The 25182-nt window shown below is 69.4% G+C and carries 13 protein-coding genes; all 13 read right to left on the bottom strand.

Annotation, left to right across the window (positions count from 1 at the left end; genetic code table 11):
* Window positions 1-188 precede the first annotated feature (188 nt).
* On the bottom strand, window positions 189-12587 hold the full coding sequence (locus tag ACVOMM_RS01515; RefSeq protein WP_481525798.1) for a filamentous haemagglutinin family protein: 12399 nt from the start codon (window positions 12585-12587) through the stop codon (window positions 189-191).
* A gap of 205 nt (window positions 12588-12792) precedes the next feature.
* Entirely contained in the window at window positions 12793-13968 is a 1176-nt protein-coding gene (locus ACVOMM_RS01510; RefSeq protein WP_053516316.1) for a substrate-binding domain-containing protein, read from the bottom strand.
* 212 nt (window positions 13969-14180) lie between these two features.
* Window positions 14181-15380, bottom strand: coding sequence for a type II secretion system inner membrane protein GspF (gspF, locus tag ACVOMM_RS01505; RefSeq protein WP_128988248.1), 1200 nt, complete (start codon window positions 15378-15380; stop codon window positions 14181-14183).
* Window positions 15381-15387: 7 nt separating this feature from the next.
* Window positions 15388-16824 carry a type II secretion system ATPase GspE gene (gene gspE / locus ACVOMM_RS01500; RefSeq protein ID WP_196768767.1) on the bottom strand — a complete coding sequence of 479 codons (1437 nt, stop codon included), beginning with the start codon at window positions 16822-16824 and terminating at the stop codon, window positions 15388-15390.
* Between the two features lie 2 nt (window positions 16825-16826).
* On the bottom strand, window positions 16827-19202 hold the full coding sequence (gene gspD, locus ACVOMM_RS01495; RefSeq protein WP_481525797.1) for a type II secretion system secretin GspD: 2376 nt from the start codon (window positions 19200-19202) through the stop codon (window positions 16827-16829).
* Entirely contained in the window at window positions 19199-19705 is a 507-nt protein-coding gene (gspM, locus tag ACVOMM_RS01490; RefSeq protein ID WP_460255761.1) for a type II secretion system protein GspM, read from the bottom strand. Before gspM ends, gspD begins: the two co-directional genes overlap by 4 nt.
* Before the next feature lie 17 nt (window positions 19706-19722).
* Window positions 19723-20889 (bottom strand): type II secretion system protein GspL, encoded by a 1167-nt coding sequence (gspL, locus tag ACVOMM_RS01485; protein WP_481525796.1) that lies wholly within the window; start codon window positions 20887-20889, stop codon window positions 19723-19725.
* The gene (gene gspK, locus ACVOMM_RS01480; protein WP_481525832.1) at window positions 20886-21746 is read right to left on the bottom strand and encodes a type II secretion system minor pseudopilin GspK; all 861 of its coding nucleotides are present in this window, start codon (window positions 21744-21746) and stop codon (window positions 20886-20888) included. The genes gspL and gspK overlap by 4 nt, the downstream gene beginning before the upstream one ends.
* A 54-nt stretch (window positions 21747-21800) precedes the next feature.
* Window positions 21801-22238 (bottom strand): type II secretion system major pseudopilin GspG, encoded by a 438-nt coding sequence (gspG, locus tag ACVOMM_RS01475; protein ID WP_065176116.1) that lies wholly within the window; start codon window positions 22236-22238, stop codon window positions 21801-21803.
* Between the two features lie 57 nt (window positions 22239-22295).
* Window positions 22296-22856 (bottom strand): hypothetical protein, encoded by a 561-nt coding sequence (locus ACVOMM_RS01470; protein WP_481525795.1) that lies wholly within the window; start codon window positions 22854-22856, stop codon window positions 22296-22298.
* 143 nt (window positions 22857-22999) lie between these two features.
* Window positions 23000-23548 (bottom strand): hypothetical protein, encoded by a 549-nt coding sequence (locus ACVOMM_RS01465; RefSeq protein WP_065182997.1) that lies wholly within the window; start codon window positions 23546-23548, stop codon window positions 23000-23002.
* Window positions 23549-23601: 53 nt separating this feature from the next.
* The gene (locus ACVOMM_RS01460) at window positions 23602-24582 is read right to left on the bottom strand and encodes a FecR family protein (RefSeq protein ID WP_481525831.1); all 981 of its coding nucleotides are present in this window, start codon (window positions 24580-24582) and stop codon (window positions 23602-23604) included.
* A gap of 69 nt (window positions 24583-24651) precedes the next feature.
* The gene (locus ACVOMM_RS01455; RefSeq protein WP_481525794.1) at window positions 24652-25182 is read right to left on the bottom strand and encodes an RNA polymerase sigma factor; all 531 of its coding nucleotides are present in this window, start codon (window positions 25180-25182) and stop codon (window positions 24652-24654) included.

Raw genomic sequence — 25182 nt, 5'->3', positions numbered from 1 at the left:
CATCCGGGGCGCAGCGTCCGCCATCCCGGCCACCCGGGGCGGGGCCCCCCCCCGGGGGGCCCGGGGGGGGGGCGCCACCCCCCAGGGGGGGGCCCGCCCCCCCCGGCCGCCCTGGCGGGGCCGCCACCGCTCCGTGGAAGCGGGCCCGATTGCGGATCGCCACGCACCGCGTGGATCACCCCCGGCAACTATCGCCGCTGTGTGCCACCCTCTCCACGCGCCTGCGGTTCGCGGGCCTGCGGGAACTGGAAAGCACTATCTACGTCGTAGCCGCTGGCCGCGGTCGTGCCGCGTGCCGGCGGGTTGATGCTGCTGCTGGCGTTGCCGAAGCCCAGGATCTGCACGCTGATCACCGAAGGCTGGTTGCGCCGGGCATCCTCCTGGCTCTTGCGGATCACATCCTGCGCCGCCTGGCTGGCACTGCTGGCGGCGGCGCTGGCCGAAGCCAGCGCGTTGACGTTCACCGATGCCAGCACCGGCAGGCCCTTGCTGTCTCCCTGCACCTGGATGTTGGCCGCGTTGAGTACCTGCAGCGCGGCCAGATTGATGTTGCCCGACACACGGATGCCCGCCTCGCCCGCATCGATGGTGCCCAGCGGCGCGATCAGATCCACATCACCCGGCGCGACTTCCGCGATCGGATTGAGCGTGGCAATGCCCGCACCACTGGCCGGCGCCTGGGGCGACAGGATCACATTGCCCCAGGTGTCATAGACGCGCCGTGGCGGTGTGTACAACAGCGTGGTGCGCGAGCCGCGACCGGCATTGATGTCGCCCTGTTCCGACCACGCCAGGATGTCGCCACCGAAGGTGGTCATCACCCGCGACAGGCCCAGCAGCACGCTGTCCTGGCTGAACAGGCGGATATCGCCCTGCCCCTGGGTGACGAGGCCGGCACTGGCAGGCGGCACCACCCCCTGTACACCCACCACGATCTGGCCTCCCGGTGCCATCAGTTCGATGTTGCCGCCCGCCTCGGTGCGCACACCGGAGCCACCGTACATCACGATATCGCCGGTTCGGTCGATCGTCGCACCGGCCGCATTCCTGTCCGGCATCAGCGTGGCGATGGCCTCGCGCCCGCGCAGATAGGAGCCGAAGCGCGGCCCTTCCGCATCGGTGTACTCGCGTCCGCCTTCGCGCAGCTCGGCGTAGTAGATCTGCCGCAGGAAGATGCGCTGCTGTTCCTGCGGCAACGCATCGAACGCTGCCAGCGCTGCCTCGCCATCGGCGGCCATGCCGAAGCGTTGCTGCAGCCACTGCTTCAGTTCCTGGTCGTAGACCTTGACTGCCCTGCCCGGCTGCGACGCAAGCGATTGCGCGGGATCGGCCAGGTTTGCGGGATCCAGATAGCGGGCACGCAGGGCGGCGAAATCGATCTGCTGGTTGCCGGCCGTCAGCGCGATGCTGGCACCCGGACGGGTGTCACCCTGCACGATGCCACCGAGGCTGACGATGCTGCCCGCCTCTTCCTGGCGCAGCTGGCGGCCGGCACTGATCTCGACGTTGCCGGGGCCGGCGATCGTCGCGTCCAGATGCACGATGTCACGTCCCGCCGCCGCCACCGTGATATCGGTGGGCGCGCTGTTCAACGCGGTCATCGACACGCCGAGGATGTCCCGCCCTGCCCGCAGCTGCACCGCGCCTGCTGCCTCGAACCAGTTCAGCTGCGTGCGCTGCCAGGCGGTGCCGTCGAGCGTGCGTTGGGCGCCTGTCGCCAGGCCGATGATGTCGCCCTGCACGGCGTAGAAGCGGCTTGGTGCCAGTGCCGAGGAGACCGTGGACAACGGCGTACCCGGGCCGAACGCGAACAGCGGAAGCGATGCCTCCGGCGAGGCGATGTTGCCATCGACCGACAGGTTGTGCCGCGGACGCGTCACATTACCGCTGGCATCGCGTTGCTCGGCAACGAATGCGGGGTCGAACGGCCCCGGCAGGCGCGCATCCGCGCCCGAGCGCGTGATCTGGGTCGCGCCGCTGCGGGCGAAGATGCTGCCGCCGGCCAGGACGTCCAGCCGCCCGGTGGCCGAGGGCGCCAGCAGGATCACATCCTGCGTCCCCGTCACGGCACTGATCCGGTCCAGCTTGATGTCACCCTGGGCGGCAACGGCGCTGAAGCGCGAAGGATAGAGCCAGTAGTTCAGCAGCTCCTCCCGGCTGCCCGGTGCCAGCGCAACCTGCTCGGGCCACAGATTGCTGCCGGTCACGTTCTCCGGCCCGGCGAGGCCCGGCGCCAGGTCACCACCGGCACTGAACAGATCCACGGCTGTGTTGGCGGTCCACAGGGAGAACCAGGTGCTGCCCGCAGCGCGGCTGCCGTTGTCCTGCACCACCGTGCTGTAGTTGGCCAGTGGAACCCGGCCGGCATCGGCGACGCCGCCGAGCACGACATCGCCCCGCGCCTGCAGCTGTGCGACCGCATCGCCCAGCACCAGCACCGGCCCGCCCATCGGGCGGGCGGCGTCGGCGGCGAACAGATCGGCCGCACGCAGCTGGCCCAGCGTCCCGTAGCTGTCCAGGGTGACGCCCATTGCACCGATGCGTCCCGCATCGAGCAGCAGGCTGCCACGCAGGTTGATGAAGGTACCGTTGAGATCGAGATTCTGTCCCGCCCTGGAGGCATTGAGGCTGGAGAACGTCGCCCGCAGATTCGGATTCAGTGCGCCACCGATACGCAGTTGCAGGTCGCCGCCGCCGGTCAGGTGCAGCTGGCCATCGCTGACCCGGCCGGTCGATCCCACCGCCGCGATGATCGCACCCGAGCGCGGTGCGATCGTCGAGTCCAGCGCGTCACCTATCGCATCGCGCACGCCGGCGTCACGCCCGGCCTCCAGCGTCAAGTTGCCGCCGCCCAATGTACCGAAGCCGGTGAAGCCGACCATCCGCGGAGAGGCGCCAGCAGCAGCGGACACGTTGGTGTAGGCGCCAAAGTTCATCCACCAGCTGGTCGGCACCGGCTCCACGCCGGTGGTGCTGCCGGTTCCCTGCCGCCACAGCCAATTGCCGACCGCGGCACTGGAGTACAGCGCCCAGTCGCGCTCACTGGTGCCCGACTCCGCGCGCGCGGTCCAGACATCACCGACGATATCGCGTCCGGCCTCGACGCGCAGGTTGCCGCCATGATCGGGATACCAGGCCTGGTATCCCGCGATTGCGGCGTCATAGCTGCCCGGCACCAGGTTCTCACCCAGCAGCGCGGTGTTCCAGGGCGCCGCCGCGCGCGGTGAATCAAACGCGGCGTCACGGCCCTCGCCGAGTGAGCTGGGCGTACCGGCGGTATAGACGCCGAACCCGGACTTCATCGCAACGTCGCCCGCCGCGAGCAGTTCCAGGTCGCCCTTGCCGGTGCGCAGGACACTCCAGGCCGGTGTACCGGCGCGCTTGCCGTAGGTGGTGACCTCGGTCTGGGTGCCACCGCCGGCACAGTAGCCCGGTGCCATTCCGCAGAATTCGTCCTCGGTCATGCCCAACAGCTCGGCGAAGTCCTTTGCCGGCGTGCCGACATAGGATTCATCGCCCCAGAAATCCAGCGAACCCTGCGCGGCGACCTGTCGCGGCGCGGGGCCGCAATAGCCATCGGAAAGCGCGCAGAACTCATCCTCGCTGAAGCCGAACATGTCTGCCAGCTCGGAAATCGGACGGCCGGCATAGGAGGTGTCGCCCATCCAGTCCAGTGACGCCTGTTCGGTCAGGACCCGGTCGCCCACCCAGATGATCTCGGTCGTCACGGTGCCGACCGAGCCCTGATGGGTATCGGCAAGCACCACGCTGCCGTCGCTTCCCCAGCGTCGCGAACGCGGATCCGCGGCGTCGCTGTCAGCCCCCGCCACCAGTGTCATGTCCCACGATGTCGTACCTTCGGCCAGCATCGGGGCAAGCGCCCAGTTGCGTCCCTGGTTGCCGTTGGCGTCGGCAGGACGCAGGTTCACCGATGCGTCGCCGGGCAGCTCCACCTTGGTCAACGATGGTATGTACGCACCCACCTTGAGCTCGACTTCCCGTGCCAGGCGCAGGGTCACCGGCAGCATCGCGCCGGCCGGCCAGTCCTGGGCGGCCATCTGCACATCGCTGCGCAGGCGGAAGCCGGCCCCCAGTCGCGCACCGGCCGCCAGCACCAGCGGCTCCTGCAGCACGGTGCCCGCCGCCAGCGTCTGCCCGGAGTCGGTGGTCACCGCCGCACCCAGCACCGTGCCCGCGGGCAGGCGCAGGTTCTGCGAGATCACCATCGGCGCGGGCAGCACGGTACCGACCGGAAGCGTTACCGATTCGACCGGCACGTCATAGTTCAGGCGGGTACCGGCCCGGAACTCCGTACCGGGCTGCAGCCTCACGCCCTCCACCGGCACCACCAGGTCGCCGCCGAACGGGGTGTGACCGGCGGTGCCGTTGCGGCTCTCATGCAACTGCCATCCTGCCTCGTCCGGATTGGCCGGTGGCGGCGCGAAGCCATCGTTGATGCTGCCGTGCACGTTGATGTTGCCCTCCGCGCGCAGCACCAGCGACGCCGACTCGCCGAAGCCGCGCCGCGCCGGATCATTGCGATCGGCCTCAGGCCCATAGCGGTAGCCGGACAGGTCGATGTCACCGGATACGGTCAGGTCACCTCCGGGATTGGCCTCGCTGCGGCGGGCGAGGACCTGCACGCCGGGGCGCAGGCGATGCGTGCCCAGCGCAGCCGTGCGTTGTCGGAGATCCGCATTGGCCAGCGCGCCGTCCATCCACGCGCGGTTGTCCGGATCGACGATCTGGTCCAGCCACTGCTGGGTGACGCGCTGCGCGCGGTTGCCGTTGACGTCGACAGTGTCCGCCAAGGGCGCGTCCTCATAGCGTCGCACCGCATTGACCTGGATATCGGCCGCACCTTCGACGCGCAGACCGTTGGCGACCGCTATCGCCGCATCGTTGCCGCCGATGCGGGGCGCATCGATCTTCAGGGTGCCGCGGGCCACGCCGTCGTTCTGCCCGCGGCCGCCGCCCACCGCCACCGCCGTCCCCGCGCGCAGGTCCAGATGAGCGCCGGCGCCGATGTCGATCCCGCCGGCGGCGCTGCCCAGTTCGATCGTGGCCCGGTTCGGGCTGTCGATGATCTTGCCCTGGCTGTCCACGCGCAGGCCGGTGCCATGCGTATCCAGCGTTCCCTCCACCTGCAGACCGTCACGTGCGTACAGGCGGATCGCGCCGACCTGCTCGCCACTGGCGTCGATGCGCCCCGCCACGCGCAGGCTGCCTGCGTCTAGGCTGATGTCGACCCTGCGCGCCTTCACCTCATCACCGATCAGCAGATCACCCTCACCGATCCGGAACGTGCGCCCGCCGGTGACACCGCCTGCGTTCAAGCGCTGGTTCAGGCCTGCGAAGTCCTGCAACGTGCCGGCGCGAACCACGATGTCTGCGCCGTCGTAAGGCACCACGGTGCCACCTGCGTCGTAACGGCCACTGGCAGCCCCCTCGATGCCACCGGCCAGATCGGCCCGCCCGGCCAGGGCGTTCACCGTCAGCCGTCCGCCGCGGTTGTTGCGCGCCGAGAGATCGATGCGTGAGGTGGCATCAGTGCTGACGTCACCCGCATCGCTGGACAGCAGCACGTCGCCGCCCCAGCTGTACCGGTCCACGTCGTACAGCGTAACCCTGCGTCCCGCCAGATCCAGCGCCGCCTGGCCGCCGAGCGCGATGCCGTCGCGCGCGTTCACTGACAGCCGGCCGGAGGCCAGTGCGATCGTGCTGTCCAGCGCGATCCGCTGCGCATCGATGCTCAGTTCGCTGCCCAGCGCGTCGCCCCCGGTCGTGCCGCGGCCGCCCTGCAGACGGAAGTCGCCGCCGGTCCGCACCCGCAGCTGCGCACCCGGATCGGCCGTCAGCAGCGGCGTGTCGATGCCGATACTGCCACCGCTGTACTGCCAGCCCTTGTCCGCGAGATAGTCGCCGCGCTGCTGGTACACGTCCAGCGTACCCTGCGCGGAAAACAGCAGCTGCCCGGACGCGCTGAGGTTGAGCGCGCTGAAGCCGAGCACCTGGCGGTTCGCGGGCACCTCGGAGCTGGGACGGCTGAACGGGGCGCGCACCAGCTGCAGGTTGCGGGTGACGATGTCCAGCTGCCCCGCGCCAAGCCGGTCCACCATGGGATCGGCCGGCGGCACCGATGCATCGCTGCCCGCCGCCTGCGTCGCCGCCAGCGAACCGTCCCAGACCAGTGTGTCCACCAGGATGCGCGCACGGTCGCTCGCCGCACCATAGCCATGGATGGCCTGCGCGCCCAGTACCAGCGTCTGCAGGCCACCGCGGCCGGTGGCACTGTCGCGCGCATCCAGGTCGACGCTGCCGAACACGTTGACCGAATCGCGTGCGACCAGGCTCAGCGTATCCAGCGCCGGTGCGCCGGTGGCATCATTGCCGCGCAGCAGCTGCTGCAGCACGGACTGGTTCATGGTCATGCCATTTGGCAACGCCCCTGCGGCCGCCGCCTGCGCGATCGCCTCGGCGCTGCCGAGGTTGAGCGCCGCCATGCTCACGCCCAGCTGGCGCGTGCCATAACGGGCGGAATCGCGCATCTGCAGCACGCCATCGGTGGCCACCCCGATGCTGCCATCGGATACCAGCCGTGCCTCGCCTTCGCAGTCCGTCTGGCAGCCGCCGATGTCGATCGCGACCGGCCCTGCCGCCACGCCGGTCGTACCGGTGATCAGGTTCAGGCGCTGGTTCGAGACGGCCAGCAGGCCGCCATTGACCTGATAGGGCACGGTCGGCGCGGACGCGGTGTCGCGTGCGAAAGACAAGGTATCGAGTGTCGCCCCGGCTTCGACCAGGATGCCGCTGCCACCGGACGCCGCAGCCACCAGTATCTCCGGCGCCTGCAGGGTCGCACCGGAGCGGATCGCCACATCGCGCACCGCGCCGGACACCGCCACCAGCGAAGCCGTCTCATTGAACTGTCCGCCGATCACCATGCGCTCCGGGCGCAGCGCATTGAGTGCGTCGTCGGTGAAGGTCGCGCCGCGATCGTGCGCCTGCGACGGACTGCCGGCAGCGGCGACCTCCAGCGAACCCACGGCCGGGCTGGCGAGCGTGGCCACCAGGGTGCCGCCGCGTCCCTTTTCATTGGCCGCGGAGAAGCGCGCCGTGCCGGCGAAGTCGATGGCCGCGGTTCCCTCGCGGCCAGCGCCTTCACCCAGTGCCAGGGTCAGCCCCAGCGCATCGATGGTCTGCCAGCCGCGCGCCTCGCCACGACGGTCGGCGGTGGCCTGCACGAAGCTGTTGTAGCTGGTTTCGTTGTAGCCGGAATGCCGGCGCACCACCGCCGCCGGCGTCAGCAGGATGTCGGTGAGCAGCGGCGACGCCACCCCACCCAGTGCCGATCCCTGCTGGCCGGACACGCGCCAGGCCCCGGTGCCGGTCTGGATCGGCTGCGGTACGCCGGAGGTTCCCGTCGCGCCCAGTTCGACGCGGAATGCACCCGGCTGCAGCGCGAAGCTGGCCGGCAGCAATGTGTAGGTCCCCGCAGGCAGGCCGGGAACGCCGGCGGGTACGGTGATCTGCTGGCCCACCGCTGGAGCAGCGAAGCCATCATCACTGCTGGGTGCGAAGCTGCCGGCACGTCCCGGCACAATCGCGTACACCGGGTTGCCGGAGGCACTGAACGCATAGCGCGGGTTGGCATCGGCCAGCGCAGTGCGCAGCACGTCGACGGAGCCACCGCGGCCTGAGACAAATGCCGCGCCGGTCAGTTCGCCGCCACCTGACACGTCCAGCAGCGCACCGGCATGCACATCCACATCGTTGGCGGTTACGGTCACGCCCTTGGACGCAATGCCACCCGGCGTCAGTGATTCCAGGCTGCTGCTGCCTCTTCTCCACGACACGCCGTCCACGGTACCGCCGTAGGGCAGCGCCAGACCTGCGCCACTGGTGGAGGTGATGCTGCCCGGCAACAGCTCCACCCGGCTGGCACGTGTGCCGCCCAGGATCAGGCCGCCCAGTTGCAGCGCCCCCATCGGCGCCTGCACGTTTCCGCCCTGCTGCACGGTCGCTGCCACCAACTGCAACGCGCCCAGCGCTGACTCCGGCGGAGTGGTCGCCGCCGTGCCCGTACCCCGGATGCGCAGAACCGCATCCGGATCCGACCAGTATCCAGGCGTCGCCACGGTCGCCGCAGACGCACCCGCGACCAGATAGCCCGTCGCACCGGAGGTGGGGTACAGGCGGGCGGCACTCACATCCATCGACCCGCTCGCCATCAACGCACTGATCGATCCGCCGTTGGACACCGCGTTGAGCAGCCGCACGTCGCTGCGGCTGTCCAGCACGACCTGGTTGAAGCCGGGCAGCCAGGTGACATCACGGATGTCGATCAGATCAGCCCTCGCCGACAGCACGTGGTCGCCTTCCGCGGCCGACGCCACGGTATCGGTAACCACCAGGTTCTCACCCGGCAGCGACTGCCAGTGCGACTGTGCCAGCAGCAGGTGCGGAGCACTCAGCGAAATGCCGCTGGACTGCGGTGCTGCCACGGCCATGCCGAGGCTTGACTGCCCCTGCCCGTAGATGCGCAGGCTCTGGCCCATGCGCAGGTCGACATCGCCCTCCGCGCGGACGTCACCGAACACGGACAGGGTGTCGAAGCCACCGGCCTGGATCTGCTCCACCGACAGCGCCGCGTGCCCGTACTCCAGCCGGTCCGGCAGCACCGCGTCGACCGGGCTGCGCTGGCTGAGCGTGATGCCACGCGCGCGCAGTACTTCCTCGCTCGCACCGCGCGCATGAACGCTGCCACCAAAGGCCACGCCCAAGGTGCCGCCACGCGCGCTACTGCCGCCGGCAGAGGCATCCATTGCGCCGTCCAGGTACAGAGCGTTGGCCGAACGCAGCACGATCTGCCCGCCGTCGCTGTCCACCCGGGTCCGTCCCTTCCCGTCGACATCCAGCGGCGCCGAGGCGCCTGCTGCCCGCAGCTGCGCGCCACGCTCGAGCACGACGAAGGCTTCAGGCGGACGGTTGTCCACCGACGCAGAGCTCTCCCAGTCGAGCGCGCCGCCGATCTCGATGCGCCCGCCGGCCCGCACCTGTCCCTGCAGGCGGCCACCGGCATCGGCCAGTGACACCGCATCCGCACTGGCATCCAGCAGCGCACCGTCGGCGAACCGCCAGGTCCGTTCGCTCCGCTGCCCGGCATACAGCGTGGTCGGCAGGCGCACATCGTCGATGCTGATGCGTCCCCCCTGCGCACGCAGCGTACCTTCCACGTCGATGTTGCCGGCGCCGAGCAGGGAGATCGCCTGCCCCGGGTCGACCTCGATCAGTGCGGCCTTGCCCACCCGCAGGTCGCCGCCGACGCTGTTGCGATCCGAGCGCAGGCTCACGCTGGCACCGCTGCGCTGGCGGACCAGCCCGCTCAGCGGATCGGCACTGTAGAGCGGTGCCAGCCAGCGCTCCAGTGCGTCCTTCCGGTCCGTCGCGGCGCGCGCGTCGGCGGTGATCCGAAGGCCCGGCATGCGCGCTGCCAGCTGCGTGCCATCGGCAACCTCCAGCCCTTGATGGCCATTGATGTCGTACTGGGCAAAGCCGCTGCCGAACAGGCCGGCATCGATCTGCAGCGCGGCTGCATCGGCCGGATCCGCATCGCCCACCCGCACCCGGCCACCGGTGCCCAGCGAGAACGTGCCGCTGCCCTGGCCACGGCCACTGAACCGGCTGCCGTCGCCCAGCTGCACCCGGCCGCTGCCGTCCGTTGCCACCGTGCTGCTGTTCGCCTGCAGACTGATGCTGCCCCCTTTGCCGACACGACCCTTGCCGCGCAGGTCCAGCGCGGCGCCGGCCTCGACGTCGACCGTCGCCCCCGCGCCCACCCTCACGTCATGGCTGTTGCCCAAGCTCAGGCGGCCGCCATCCGTCCAGGCACCACCCGCATCCAGTGGCTCTCCCAACGCTGCGTTGCTCCATTCACCGGCAAGATCGATGTGGGTACCGTCGGCAATAACGGTGCGTGCGCGGCCATCGTGCAGCAGTGCCGTCGGCCTGCCCAGCACCTCCAGCAGGTTGCCCGCCGACAGCTGGCCACCGGCAATGCCGATGTCGCCCGCCAGTTCAACCTCGCTGCCAATCAGGTTCAGCTGTCCGCCCGCCTGCAACCGAAGACGGCCGTCAATGCTGATGCGATCGGCGCTCGCCAGATCGATCCGCCCCCACTGCTGGGCACTCAATTCTGCGATGTCCAGCCATACCGTGTCGCGCCGCTCCTCCCCGACCGGTGCCAGCAGTGACCACGCCGCCGTCTTCGGCGCATTGTCATCCACGCGCACGTCCGAACCGAACACGCCGCTGCGGCCCTGGCCGTCATAACGCCCGAGGTAGAGCTGCGCATTGCGCGCTGCCGCCGTCTGCGCCTGTGCATAGCCGTCCAGTGCGGCATCAGGCCGGCGGTTCTGCTGCGCGCCCTGGAAAGTGGCGGTCTCCACACGGCCCTCCAGCACCGCCGTCGGGGCGGAGACGATCAGGCGTCCTGCATCGCGGCCGACCGTATACCCGTTGTCGACACGCTGCGCCGCGAACACGACCGGATCGCGGAACGTCTCGGTGACGCCCCAGCGCTCCTGTTTCACCTCATGGCCGTTGTACACCCCGTCGAACAGGATCTCCGCCGGTGCGTCATCAAGGCGGTACACCTGGCCATCCACGCCGCGCACCCAGCTCTGCCGGATCACGCCGCTCTGCACATCCAGGCTACCACCCGCAAGGTTGATGCGTGACCCACCATGCGTGATCACTTCACTGCCACCCAGCAGGACGGTGCCTCCCTGCGCGGCCCATTCGCCGATCGAATGCCCCTGGTTGTCGAGGTAGCCGCCCACTTCAAGCAGGCCGCCTGCGGCATACCAGCGCTCACCCTCGTAGCCCCCGGTGCCAGCCGGCACGTGGATGAGCCTGCGGCGGTCGACCCAGACCTCGCTGCTGGTCAGCTTGCCGCTGTCGCGGTTGTCCAGCGCATCGCGCAGTTCGTTGCCCTGCACCTTGATCTGGACATTGTTGCTTTCCATCGAGACCTGCACGCCCACGGCACCCGACACGTCCACGCGTGCTGCATCGTCCACATAGCTGCGGGCCGCCGCATCGGCGATGACCTGGCCGCCCGTGGCAACCGTGAGCGAGTCCGGACGGAAATGGATGGTGCCACCGGACACGATCTCCACCCGCGACTGGTCGCGTCGGTCGTTGTGCTGGGAGAGATTGTCGAAGGTTGCCGAGCGCGCGCCCGCGCGGATCGCATCCTGCTCTGCCGATTCCTTGATGAGGCTGTCGCGTTGGGTGTCCAGTGCCGTGGCCTTGCCATCGTCCTCGATCAGCACCGCCGTGGTCGATCCATCGGCGAGCATGACGGTGCTGCCGGCATCACTGACCGAGGTCAGAAGATGCACGGTACCGCGCTGTGCGAGCGTCGTGCTGGCCACGGCCACGCCGGCCTGCTCGACATTGCGTCCGGCCAGGGTCACGTCGCCCTCGCGGGCACGCAGCAGGCCGGTATTGCGCACACTGCCCGCGGTACTGTCAGCGATGAAGCGCGGCGCGATTTCATTGCCACGCGTGGTGGAGCTGGTATTGGCTGCGGTGCCGACGCCGCGCCGGATCACGAAACTGTCGCCGGCCGCCAGCTGCACCTGGCCCTTTCGTGCCTCGATCTGGCCGGCGTTCTCCACGCTGTGTCCCGCCAGCAGCACGTAACCGCCGCCACGCGTGGCGCTGGTCGGCTCGTGGGTCGCGATACGTGCGCCCCGCTCCACCATCACCTTGCCAACGGCATCGCTCAGGGCCGCCGTATTCGTATCCGCGCTGTACAACCCGGTGTCGCGGAACTGGCCGTCGCTGATGCGCGCCGCCGCCGCGACCAGGTTGCGGACGTTGACCTGGCTGTTGTTGCCGAACACCACGCCGTTGCGGTTGGCCACGAACACGGTGCCGCCCGCGGTGAGCTGGCCGAGAATCTGGCTGGGCCGCGCATTCGGATCGTTCACCCGGTTGAGCACGGCCCAGTCCGGGTTCTGCAGGAAGTTCAGCGTGGTGTTGCCGCCGATATTGAAGGTCTCCCAGTTCAGGATCGCCTTGTCCGCGGTCTGCTCGATGCTGACCTGGACACGTCCGTCACTGCCCTGTGACTGGATCGCCTCGCGGGCGTTGATCCAGCCCCGGGTCAACGGATTCTCATCGACCTTCAACCCGTCCCTGCCCAATCCGTCGGCAACGATGAACCCGGCCTCCCGCCGCGATTGCCGCGCCTGATCCTGCAGGCGCTGCTGCAGGGCGATGGCCTGCGCGGCGGTGCCGAGATTGTCGATCGACTGCTGCAGCTTCTGCCGCGCAGCATCCTGCTGCTGGGCCGGCAACTGGAACTGGATGGGCACGCCGTTGGGCATGCGCCCGCTCTGGGTGGCCGCGCCCTGCGCTGCGCCGCGTTCGGCGAACCAGGCCGGGCTGAACGCCTGCTGGGCCTGGCTGGCCGGGGCGACCACGCTTCCCAGTGCGACCGCGATGGCCCAGGCCATCGGATGATTGCGGCGCATCGGCGCGGCCGGATGAACAGCGGACGGGAGCGGGTGCGACATCGTAACCTCATCAACCTGGTGGACCGCACTGGCGGCGGTGATCGCAGACACGCGCAACGCATGCCCTGCCACTGATAGACGGTTCGCATGACATGAAGCCGACAGCGTGCAGGGGGCGATGGCGCTGCACGCCGCACGGCGGAAATGGCGACGCCGGCCACAGGGGCCGGCGCCGGGTCAAACAGGGTTCACGCGGTGCTGCGGATTACAGCGGACGGCCGATGCCCGCACAGGTGCTGGGATTGTTCAGGCCGGCTGCGCTGCTGGCCAGCACGAAGCGGTTGCGGATCGCATCGCGCCAGGCCTTGGTCAGCGGGATGAAACCATGGCCGGTGATCGACGCCTCGTAGGCCGCCGGGTAGGTCGCCGGATAATGACGGGCCAGGAAGCCGCGCAGGCTGGTGGCAACCGCCGAATCCTTGTAGCACTGGCCGATCACCAGGTTGGTGTAGCCGGCAATCGGATAGCCGGCCGAGGGGTTGCCGAACACCGGCACCCAGTTGGCGGGGTTCTCGGCAGCGGTGCCGGTCGGCGGAGCGACGGTATCCAGAGTGGCCTGCACGCTCACCTGGTCCGGCGAGAAGCCCTTGACCTTGGCAACCTTGGTCGCATCGGTCAGGCTCGGGATCACGTCCGGGCCGACGTAGCCGATGCGGCCATCCGCCGCATAGACAGCGTTGTACAGCGAGGTGCCGCCCGTGGCCGGCGCGGCAACCAGGAACGCCGGCAGGTTGTTGTTGGCATCGCGCTTGTACAGGTCGGCGAAGGTCGACTTCACGGCGAACGTGCCGCCGACCAGGTTCGAGGTCGCAGCCGGCTCAGCGGCGCAGGCCGCAGCCAGGAAGCGGGTGAACATTTCGCTGGTGCCGCTGCTTTCGGTGCGGTAGACCACACGGATCGGACCGCTGCGGTTGGCGTCAATGGTCGACCAGTCGCTGATCGCGCCGGAGAACACGCCGCAGATCTGCGCCACGCTCAGGTTGACGGCCGAACCCGGCTTGTTGAACGGGATGGTCACCGAGGTGGCCACCGACGGCACCTGGATCAGGGCGCCGTAGCGGTTCGCATTGGTCGACTGGTTGTAGTTGGTGGTGTAGGTGCTCAGTTCGGTTGCGCTCAGCACCGAGTCGCTGCCAGCGAAATGCACGGTGCCGGTGGTCGAGAACAGCGCCGAATTGTTCTCCAGGAACGCCTTCTTGCCGGTGCCCGAACCGGTCACGGCGTAGCTGAAGTTGGCCGGCAGGATGCTGTCAGCCTGGCCCTTGTAGAGGTCGGCCGGCAGCGATGCACCACCGCCGGTAACGGTCTGCGCCGACGCGGCGCCGGCAGTGGCGAGCAGCGCGGTGGCAACCAGCGCGGCCAGAGTCTTGTACTTGTACATGATCTTCTCCTGAAGGGTTTGCTGCGAAGGGAAACGCCAAGGGAGGAACGGTCACTACACGCCTGCTGTCGCTGAGGGCCTCCCAGCCCGCTCCGCGACGACAGGCTCATGCTCGTCCGTGCCGATGACAGGCCGCTTAAGAAACCTGTGGAAGATCGAGAAAAGGTATGGAGGATTGTGTGGAGAAGCGTGGCCTGTGCGCCGCACGCCCGTCACTGCACGAGCTGGTTCATTTCCATGATCGGCATCAGCACCGCCAGCACGATGGTCAGCACCACCCCGCCCATCACCAGGATCATGGTCGGCTCGAGCAGTGCGGTCAGTGCCATCGCGCGCCGCTCGATCTCGCGCGAGAGGGTCTGCGCGGCGCGATCCAGCAGGGGCGCAAGTGTGCCGGTCTTTTCACCACTGGTGACCAGATGCACCAGGATCGGCGGATAGACCTTCTGCACTTTCAACGCAGCGCCCAGTGCCGCGCCCTCACGCACGCGCGCGGCAACATCCTCGGCGCAGCGCACCAGCAGCGTGTTTCCCAGTGTCTGCCGCGCTGCCTCCAGCGCGCGCAGCAATGGCACGCCGGCGTCGAGCAGGATGGCCAGCGTCGAGGCGAAGCGCGCACTGTTCACGCCAAGCACGAAGCGGCCCATCACCGGTACGCGCAGCAGCATCGCATCCCAGCGCAGGCGCAGATCGGTGCGTCGCAACGCCAGCCGCCATGCCGCGACCAGCAGGCCGATGCCCAGCGCTGTCCATGCACCCCAGCTGCGCACGAACGCGCTGGCGGCCAGCATCACCTGGGTCAGCATCGGCAGTGTCTGTCGTGCCTGCACGAACGCCGTCACGACCTGCGGCACCACATAGCTGAGCAGGAAGATCACGATCGCCACCGATACCAGACTGATCGCCGCTGGATAGATGAACGCCGTGAGCACCTTGGCCTGCAGCGCATTGCGCTCCTCGATGTAATCGGCCAGGCGTTCCATCACCCGCGCCAGGTCGCCCGAGTCCTCGCCGGCGCCGACCAGGGCGCGATAGATCGGCGGGAAGTCGCGCGGCCGGGCCGCCAGGGCCACGGTCAAGCGCTGACCCGCACGCACATCGGCGCGCACCGAGGTCAGCGCCTGAGCCACATGCGGTCGCTCTGCCTGCTCGATGACGGCACTCAATGCGCCCTCCAGCGGCAGGCTGGCGGCGAGCAGGCTGGCCAGCTGGCGGGTGGCCCAGGCCAGTTCGCTCGCTGAAAGCCGGCGTGTTCCCCAGCCCCCGCCTGCGCCGCGCGCGGGGCTGACCTGCACGGGCGTCAGCCCACGCCCGCGCAGCAGCTGGCGCGCGCCACGCGGGCTGTCGGCATCCAGCTGGCCCTTTTCGATGCGTCCCTGCGCGTTGGCGGCCTGGTAGTCGAACAGCGCCATCGTCGCGTCAACCGTCGCCGCTGACGCGCAGGATTTCCTCCAGCGTGGTCAGCCCGCTGTCGACCCAACGCTGGCCGTCCTCGCGCAGGCTGCGCATGCCGGCGGCCCGTGCCGCCTGGCGCAGCGCGGGCTCACCCTGCCCTTCATGGATCAGCGCGCGCACCCGATCATCAACCACGAACAGCTCATGGATGCCGGTTCGCCCACGGTAGCCGCTGTGTGCGCAGGCCGTGCAGCCCACTGCCCGCCACACCGTGCGACCGTCGGCATCGACCTCCGCGCGCCGGCACTGCATGCACAGGCGCCTTACCAGCCGCTGTGCCAGCACACCGCGCAGCGAAGACGCCAGCAGGAACGGTTCCACCCCCATGTCTGCCAGCCGGGTCACTGCCGAGATCGCATCGTTGGTATGCAGCGAGGCCAGCACGCCATGACCCGTCAGTGACGACTGCACGGCGATCTGCGCGGTTTCCAGGTCGCGGATCTCACCGATCATGATGGTGTCCGGGTCCTGGCGCAGGATCGCGCGCAGGGCGGTGCCGAAGGTCATCCCGATACGCGCATTGACCTGGATCTGCCCGATGCCCGCGAAGTCGTACTCCACGGGATCCTCCACGGTGAGGATGTTGCTGGTGCTGCTGTCGAGCTGGCCGAGCGCGGCGTACAGCGAGGTGGTCTTGCCACTGCCGGTCGGGCCGGTGACCAGCACGATGCCGTGTGGCTGGCGGATCAGGCCGGTGAACGTGGCCAGGGTGTCGTCGGCCATGCCAAGGCGCTGCAGCTGCAGCCGGCCGGCATCCTTCTCCAGCAGCCGCAGCACCGCGCGCTCGCCGTGCCCGGTCGGCACGGTGGACACGCGGATGTCCAGCGGCCGGCCGCCTACGCGGAGGGCGATGCGCCCGTCCTGTGGCAGGCGCTTCTCGGCAATATCCAGGTGCGCCATGATCTTGATGCGCGACACCAGGGCGGCATGCAGGGCGCGCCGCGGCTGCACCATGTCGCGCAGCGTGCCATCGACACGGTAGCGGACCACCGAATGGGTCTCGAACGGCTCGATGTGCAGGTCGCTGGCGCCATCGCGCGCGGCCTGTGCCAGCAGCGCATTGATCATGCGGATCACCGGCGCGTCATCCTGTGCGTCCAGCAGATCGGTGATCTCCGGCATGTCCTGCATCAGCCGGTCAAGGTCGACTTCGCTCTCCGCCGCGCCGACCACCGCCGCGGCGTCGCCGCCGTCACGATACTGTTCGCCCAGCCGCTGCTGCCAGGCCGCACTGTCCAGTTGCTGGAACGGCAGGGGTCCATGCAGGCGGCGAAGCTCGGCGACAGCCCAGGCCGGGGTCTCGGCGGTGCCCAGCAGGACCGGCCCATCACCCGTGTCGGCCAGCATCACCCCGTGGCTGCGCACCCAGGCATACGGCAGTGATCGCAGATCGTTGGCCACGGTCACGGCCCGATCACCAGTTCCGGGGTGTATCCCAACCCCCGCAGCTGCTGCAGGGCCGGGTCCAGCTGTGCCGGATCACGTGGCAGTCGCACCCGCAGGCGCTGACCCGCTGCGCCGGGTGTGGCTTCTGCGTACGCCTGCAGCCCCAATGCCCGCACCTGCGCCACCGCCTGCGCGGCGCGTGCGGAGTCCAGGCCCTGCGCGAACTGCACATGTTGCGCAGTGCCCTCGCCGGTCGGGTACAGGGCGGCCAGACTGGTGTTCTGCAATGGTCGCCCCTGGCCGTCGCGCGCGTTGCCCTGGCCGAGCGTACCCAGGTCCTGTGGCGGCAGCTGCGGCGCCGACAGCGCCGGCAATGCCCAGCTCTGCACCGGCTGTGCACCGGCCTGGGCGTTGCGCATGTAGTCGTAGCGATCGCGGGTCAGGCGCTGGCCGGCCGCCGGGTCACGCACCACGTGCGGTCGCAGGAACACCATCAGGTTGGTCTTGGCGCGCCTGCGCGTGTCGCTGCGGAACAACGCGCCCAGTACCGGAATCCGGCCCAGGCCCGGCACCGCGTCGCGACCGTGGCTGACGCTGTCCTCGAGCAGGCCGCCCAGCACCATGATCTGGCCGTCGTCGAGCAGCACGCTGGTGTCCAGTGCCCGCTTGTTGGTGATGATGCCCTCGCTGCTGGAGCTCTGCCCGTCGATGCTGCTCACTTCCTGATAGATGTCCAGCTTCACCGTCCCGCCTTCGGAGATCTGCGGGCGCACCCGCAGCTTCAGGCCGATGTCCTCGCGCTCGATGGTCTGGAACGGATTGTTGCTGCCACCTCCGCCGTCGGTGACATAGCGGCCGCTGACGAATGGGACGGTCTGGCCGACCATGATGCTGGCGGCCTCGTTATCGAGCGTCATCAGGTTCGGCGTGGACAGGATGTTGGCACCGCCCTTGCTCTGCAGCGCGTTGGCCAGTGCCTTCATGTTGAGGATCTGGCCCACGCCCGGCAGCGTGATGGTGCCATCGATCACGCCCACGTTGAGGCCATCGCGCGGCAGCACGTCCAGCGTGGTGCGCGCCGTGCCATTGAGGCCGCTGCCGCCGGTCGCACCACCGAAGTGGGTGCCTGCGAACGTGCGGCCATTGCCCAACATCCACTGCACCCCCAGTTCAGCGGCATCGGTCTGGTTGACTTCCACGATCAGGCTTTCCACCAGCACCTGCGCGCGCCGCTGGTCGAGCTGGTCGATCACCCGACGCAGGTTGCGGTACACCGGCTCCGGCGCCGAGATCAGCAGCGTGTTGGTAGCGACATCGGCCTGTACGGAGATGCCGTTCTGGCTGAAGCCACTGCTGCCGGCATCAGCGGGGTCGCGCCGGTCCGGATCGAGCCGCTGCGACGGCAGCGCATTGCCCGTGGCCCCGGCCTGCTGCGGCTGCGGCTGCGTCGGCGCGCTGCGAGCGGACCCGCCAGGCAGCGGCGTGATGCCCTCGCTGCTGCCCATCGCCTGCGCGTCGCTCTGCCCGGCCACCACGCCACGCAGCACGCCCGCCAGCTGCGTGGCCTGTGCATTGCGCAGATAGACCACATGCAGGTTGCCGGACTCGTCCTGTGCCCGGTCCAGCTTCTCCACCAGCTGGCGTGCCAACCGCGTGCGCCCCGGGCTGCTGGAGCGCAGCAGCACGCTGTTGCTGCGCGGATCGGCCATCACCACCACCTTCTGGCCCGGCTCGGCGCCCTGCGCATCCAGCAACGGTGCGACCATCGCGGCCACATCCACGGCGATCCCCTGCTGCAGCTTGACCACGTCGGTGTCCATGCCAGCCGGGGTGTCCACACTGGCGATAACCCGCGCGATGCGTTCCAGATTGTCGGCATAGTCGGTGATGACCAGAGTATTGTTGCCCGCGTTGGCGGTGATCGGGTTGTCCGGGCTGATCATCGGCCGCAGCACCGCGACCAGTGCGGCCGCATTCTCGTAACGCAGCGCGAAGGTCCGTGTGGCAACCTCTCCACCTGCCGCTCCGCCGCCTACCCGGCCGCCCAGCAGCTTGGCATCGGCCTGTGGCACGACCCGGCTGATGCCACCGTTCTCGACCACGGCGAAGCCACGCATGCGCAGTGCGCCGAGCAGAAGCTGATAGGCCTGCGCGCGACTGACAGGACCATCCGATACCACCGTCATCTTGCCGGTCACGCGTGGATCGATCAGGAACTGGCGGCCGGTGAAACGCGCTGCCATCCGCAGCACGCCACCGATATCGGTATCCACCAGATTCAACTGCACCGGCTCGTCGCTGGCATCCTGCGCCCATGCCGGCGCGGGCAGGTGGACCATCCCCACGACCAGAGCCAGCACCGCGCCACAGGCAAGACCGTGCATCGACCTCATCGAAGCTCACCCGCAACGGCCTTCATCACGATGCTTCCTGAAATGCGTGCCGCCGGCATATCCGCGTCCCCTGTGCGTTGCAGTTGCAGTCGTTGCAGTTCGATGGTCGGGTCGGCCAGCAGCGGCAGGAGCCAGTTCCAGAGCACATCGGCGGGCACCGACTGCACCTGCACGTGCCAGCGTCCCTCGCGCGCGTCGACCCGCACGGCATCGACAAGGCCGGCGGCGGCGATCCGCGAACGCAGGCTGGTCAGTGTCGGCCGCTGCTCCCGGGCCAGGCGCTGGCGCTCGCGCGCGTCCAGCAAGGGCGCCAGTGCCCGCATCTGTGCCTGCAGGCGCGGCAGCTCAACCTGCCAGTAGCTGCGCTGCTTCAGCAGGGGCTCCAGCCAGAATGCCCACAGCGCAGCGGCCAGCAGTGCACCCACCATCGTCGTCAGCATGACGCGTTCGCGTAGCTGCAGGCGCCGCCAGCACTGCGACAGCGCCGCGATGCCGCCTTCCATCCACGAAGTCCGTACCCTCATCGGCTGCCCCCGGTGCTCAGCCGCAGGCGGCCACCGCCCTGGCGGACCAGCTGCAGGCCCTGCGCCTGCGCCGCCTGCTGCCATCGTTCCAGATGCTGCGCATCATCGGCCAGCGCCTGCGCATCGGCGTCCAGTTCCAGTTCAAGCGCGCCGGGCGTGTAGTCCATGACGCGAACGCGGCCGGCCAGCTCCGGAACCGCCTGCAATGCCAGCGCGACCTGTTGCTGTATCCGCGGCAGTGGAGCCGTCTGCACCGGTGCGGCCAACGCACGCCGTGCCTGCAGGACCGGATCCAGTACCTCGGTGATTTCCGGATACTGCGCGCTGAACTGCCGCGTCATTTCCCGCTGCAACGCCTCACCTTCGCCGCGCCAGCGCGAGACCTGCAACTGCAGGCCCGTCGCGGCGAGCACCCCGGCCGCCAGTGCCAGCACGATCGCCACTCGTGGCAGGCGTCGTCCGCCGCGCTGCAGCGGTAGTGCCCATGCCGGCAGCGGGCCGCTGGCCTCGCTGCCCGCGGCCACTGTGCTGGTCTGCAGGTGTCCGGGCCAACCCGAGGGCACCGCATGCACCCATTGCACGGCCTGCACGCCGGCCTGCTGCAGGCGCAGGGAGGTTGCCTGCAGCACGCCTGCCACGTCGCGCCCGCCACTCCACTGCACGAAGCCGCGGTCGCGCCCGCTGCGTACCAGCAGGTGCTCGCCCTTCGCCTCCAGCGTGGCCCGCCCCTCCGTCCACGGCAGCAGCAGCGGCGTCGGGTACAGCCCCTGCAGGCTCAGGCCGCACGACGCCAGCAGCTGCTGCGCCTGGGCCACGGCCTGCTGGCCCAGCCATGCCACCGGCACGGTCCCGTCAGCCGCCTGCGGCCCATTGGCCAGCGCAACATCCTGCAGGTCGTCCAGCAGCATCGCCTCCACCTCGCCCTGCAGCGCGGCCTGCAGCCGGCGACCTGACAGCGGCGGCAGCTGCAGTTCCAGCAGGATCAGGTCATGCGGATCGAGGCAGGCGTGCACCTGTGCCTGCGGATGGCGCTGTCCCAGCGCCGATAGCGCCTCGCAGCCATGCGCCGCCACGTCACCGCGTTGCAGTTGCGCCCACTCCACCCGGCTGTCGGCCTGCAGTCGATCCAGCGCCGGCAGGCGCACCCGCAGCTGCACGCTCATGCGCCGATCCTCGTCCATACACGCTGCACGCGCACGCTGTCATCGCGGTACTCACGCCAGATCAACGCGCGGAAATCGACGTCGCGGTCGTCTGCCTGGACCTGACCGACCGCCAGGAACCATTCGCTGTGGATGCCCAGCGGCATCACCGACATCTGCTCGCTGCTCACCTGCAGGCGGTTGGCGATATCACCGCGGTTGAGCAGCCAGCGGCCGCCATCGCGCTCGTCCACCAGCGCCCGCAGCCGGCCCGGATCAGCGCCGGGTGCAACCGCCTGCAGCACGGCCAGGTCAGTCGTATTGGCGTTGACCAGCGTCTGCGCCGGCAACACCACCGTGCGCCGGGACAACGCCCGGACGGCGCGTGGCTCGGCACCGGCCAGCGCCTGCCCGATCAGGGCTTCGCGCGGCAGGGGCGCCTGCGCGGCGCGATCACCGTCGCGCAGCCGTGCCTGGATGTGGTCCGCGGCACCGCTGCATGCGGCCGCAGACACCCCCTGCCCCACGCACAGCGCCACGAAGGCCTGCCGCGCCTGCGCATCCGGTTGGCCCTGCGACAACAGGTTGCGCAGGTTGAACAGCGACTGCGCGTCCACCATCTGCAGGCGCACCGGCAGCGGCGCATCCAGTTGCACCGGCCGTGCCCAGCGACCGCCGCGCACGGTGGTCAGCTGCTCGCGCGCGTCGTCACGAAGCTGCTGCCCCGCGCGCTCCAGCGCGGCATCCACGGCCATGCGTACCTGCGCCCGCAGCTGGTCGCCACGCAGCGCACGCAGCTGCGCGGCCTGGCGGGTCAGCAGCGCGGTCGCGATCACCGCCACCAGTGCGACCACCAGCATCGCGACGATCACCGCCATGCCCTGCTGGCGACGACACGGAAAGGCTGCCATCGGAGGCGACATCGGTGGACCTCACAGCTGCCAGGAGCCGATGTCCGCATTGCCGGCATCACCTCCGGCCTTGCTGTCCGCGCCAAGGGAGAACACGTCGATGTCGCCGTGCGCGCCCGGGTTCTGGTACTGGTACGGATGCCCCCACGGGTCGTTCGGCAGGCGGTCCAGATAGGGGGTTGTCGGCATCGCGCCGCTGCTCTGGGGCGGCGCCACCAACGCCTGCAATCCCTGCTCGGTGCTGGGGTAGCGGCCATTGTCCAGGCGATAGAGCTTCAGCGCCTGCATCAGTGCGGCGATGTCCTGGCGTGCCGCCACCACCCGCGCCTGATCGGGACGATCCATCAGGCGCGGCACGATCAGTGCGGCAAGGATGCCGATGATCACCACCACCACCATGATCTCGATCAGGCTGAAACCGTGCTGCCGGGCCCTGCCACCACGAAGCTGTCTTGCCATTGTTCCGCCCTCGTCATCCTGGAAGGGACCGCTGCACCATGGTCAGCGGCGCATGTGTCAGTACGATAAACATCCACCTGCAATTTGCTGCTGCTCCACCCTGTCTGCGCTGGCGCCCGCCGGCGGCACGCCAGCCGACTGCAGCAGCGTTGCAGGTACCGCCGCCAACGCGCCTTCCACGCAGCGACGCAGCAGCGGGTGGCGACTGGCCTGCAGGATCCGCACGCATTGCGTCGGCGACCAGGCGCTGCCACGGCCGAAGCCGACGAAGCGGCGGTACACCTGGTGATGGCGCAGGTCATCGTGTACCCGTTGCGCGCTGTCCAGTGCCTGCACCCACAGCAGCAGAGCGGCACGCTGCAGCATGCGGACATCGTCCATGTCCAGGGGCAGCGTCGCGATGGCTGCTTCCGGCCACGCCGGCAGTTGCGCATCGGTTGCGCGGCGCAGCGCCAGCAGCGGATGCGCCTCGACGTCCAGCGCCGCCCATCGCGCGGCGTCCGCCCAGGCGTCGCTGGAAAGCACCCAGACCCACGGATGCCCGTAGCGCTGTACGCACAGCGGCGCGTGCCGGGCCTGTTCCAGCGACCGGCTCAGGTGACGATCCAGCTCGAGCATGCTGATCCTGCGACGTTCCGCCATCGACGCTGCCTGCGCTCCACGACGCGGATGCGCCGTACTCTGGAGAAGACGTCAGCAGGGTCGATGAAGCGACAGCGCGTTGCGCGTGATGTGCCGTGCGTTGCGGTTCAGCCGCTCTGTCACAGCGACGTCATGCGCCTGCAGGCATCGGCATCCAGCAGCGGAGCGATGCCGCCGCATTGTCGTGCCAGCACCATCACGTCGGGACGTCGGGCAAATGCGGACAGCAACCCGGCCGCGTCCGCGTCGGCCAGCAACGCGGCCGTGGCCTGGCGCAGTGCCGGCAACTGCCATCCGTCCATCGCGGTCACCGCACCGGCCACGAACCAGTGCCACAAGCGGTGATGGATCACCTGGTCGTGCAACTGTGGCAGGCCCTGTATGCCATGCATCGCCATCAGCAGCAGACCGCGGGCCGCCATTGCCGGTGATACGCTGCCCTTCTCCGGCAGCGACAGCGCCTGCTGCAACCTCAGCAGGGCAGCCAGCGGATGGCCCTGCGGGTCGAAATCCAGCAGCACGGACTGTTCCTGCCACTGCGGATCGGAGACCACGCAGACCCAGGGCGATCCATAGCGATGCACCGTCAATGGACGCCGCTGCGTGGTCTCCAGCAATGCGGACAGGTTGCGTCGCAGGTCGAGCACACCGATGGTCTCGTTGCGCATTCCTTGGCTTCTCCTTGCATGCGGCAGCCACGCGACGCGCGCGGCCGGGGACTCTACCCCAGGACGGCGATACCGCCCGGGAAGCGACGCAGCTCCAACGACAGCGTCAACCGCAGCTGTTCCAGCGCCGCGTCCGGGTCATCGATGCGGAAGCGACCGCTGACCGGCGCTCGCGCCTGTGCGCCGTCACCGAGCAGGACCCTGCCGCGGCGATAGCGATTGATCTCGTCCACCACCTCGCGCAACGGCGCGCGGCGGAACACCAGCATGCCTTCGGTCCAGGCGCTGACCTCGCCGGCCACGGCTTCGGCCACCACGCCGCTCAGACGTTCGTCGTAGCGGGTCTGCTGTCCGGCCTGCAGCCGCAGCCGGCCCTGCGGGTGCTCGATGCGGGCGCTGCCGCGCAGGCACGTCACCCGGACGTGGCCCCCGGCATTGCGCACGTCCAGCCGGGCTGCGCCCTCATCGGCGATCACACAGCCCGGCCCCGCGTAGAGTGCGAGGCGTGAACCCGCTGTGGTCTCGAATGCCGCCTGCCCCTGCACCAGCTCGTAACCCTCGCCACCCGCACCCATCCGGCGCCGCAGACTGCTCTGCGTATCCAGCTCCAGCGTCAACTGCGGCGTCAGCGCAAGCTGGAGGCGCTCGCCGGTGCCGGTATGGAAGTCGGCCGCCATCGCACTCACCGACGGCCACAGCCCCAACGGTGGACGGATCGCTGCCACCACGGCGAGGCTGGCGGGGGCGGCGATGGCCGCCCCCAGGAATGCACGCCGGCTCCATCGCCGTGCCAGGCCCGGTGCCTGCGGCTGGCGCGCCGCAGCCGGAACCTGCTCACCGGCCACGCGCACCTGCTCCCATTGCCGCCGCGCACGGGCAAACGCTTCGCGGTGACGCGAATCGGTCGCGCACCATTGGCGGAACCTGCGTCCGTCGGCTGCCGTGGCCTCGCCCGACGTCAGACGCACCACCCAGGCGTGGGCCTGGCGCTCCACGGCGTCGAGCGTGCGGTGCGGGCGATCATCAGGGTCCATGCGCAGTCCAGCCATGCCCGCACGCTGCGGGGTTCTGCTCGGCGTCAAAGTGTAGACGGACGCCGCCGGTCAGAACCGCACCTGCCGGCCCTGCCCGCTGCGCTCGGCCAGATAGTCCTGGGCCGCTTTCAGTTCGCGCTGCACCAGCCGCAGCGACACGCCCAGCTGCGCGGCCACGTCCCGCTGCTGCAGGCCGTCCACGCGGATCGCCAGCAGGATCCGGCGGCGGCGTTCGGGCATGCGGTGCAGCAGGCCGACCATGTCTTCGAGGGCACGATCAAGCTCCGCAGCCTGAGCTGGACCGGGGCCCGGATCGGCCATCTCCATCAGCGCGTCCACTTCTTCCAGGCTGAGCAGGCGATGGTCGGCGCGCTGCCGATCGATCACGGTGTTCATCGCCATCCGCAGCAGATAGGCCGCCGGATTCTGCACCGGGTCCAGCCGGTCGCGGCGTGCGCTCAGGCGCATCCAGGTGTCCTGCAGCGCATCGCCTGCCAGCTCTTCCGAGCCCAGCTTGCGCACCAGCCGGCGCTTGAGTTCATCGTAAGCCCCCAGCAGGTGATCCATCAGGTCCACCGCCCCGGCCGTTCCGTTGCTCAT

Source organism: Stenotrophomonas sp. STEN009 (assembly GCF_056760395.1).
Note: the sequence above shows the minus strand (reverse complement) of the source record. Positions and strands in the feature narration are given on the sequence as shown.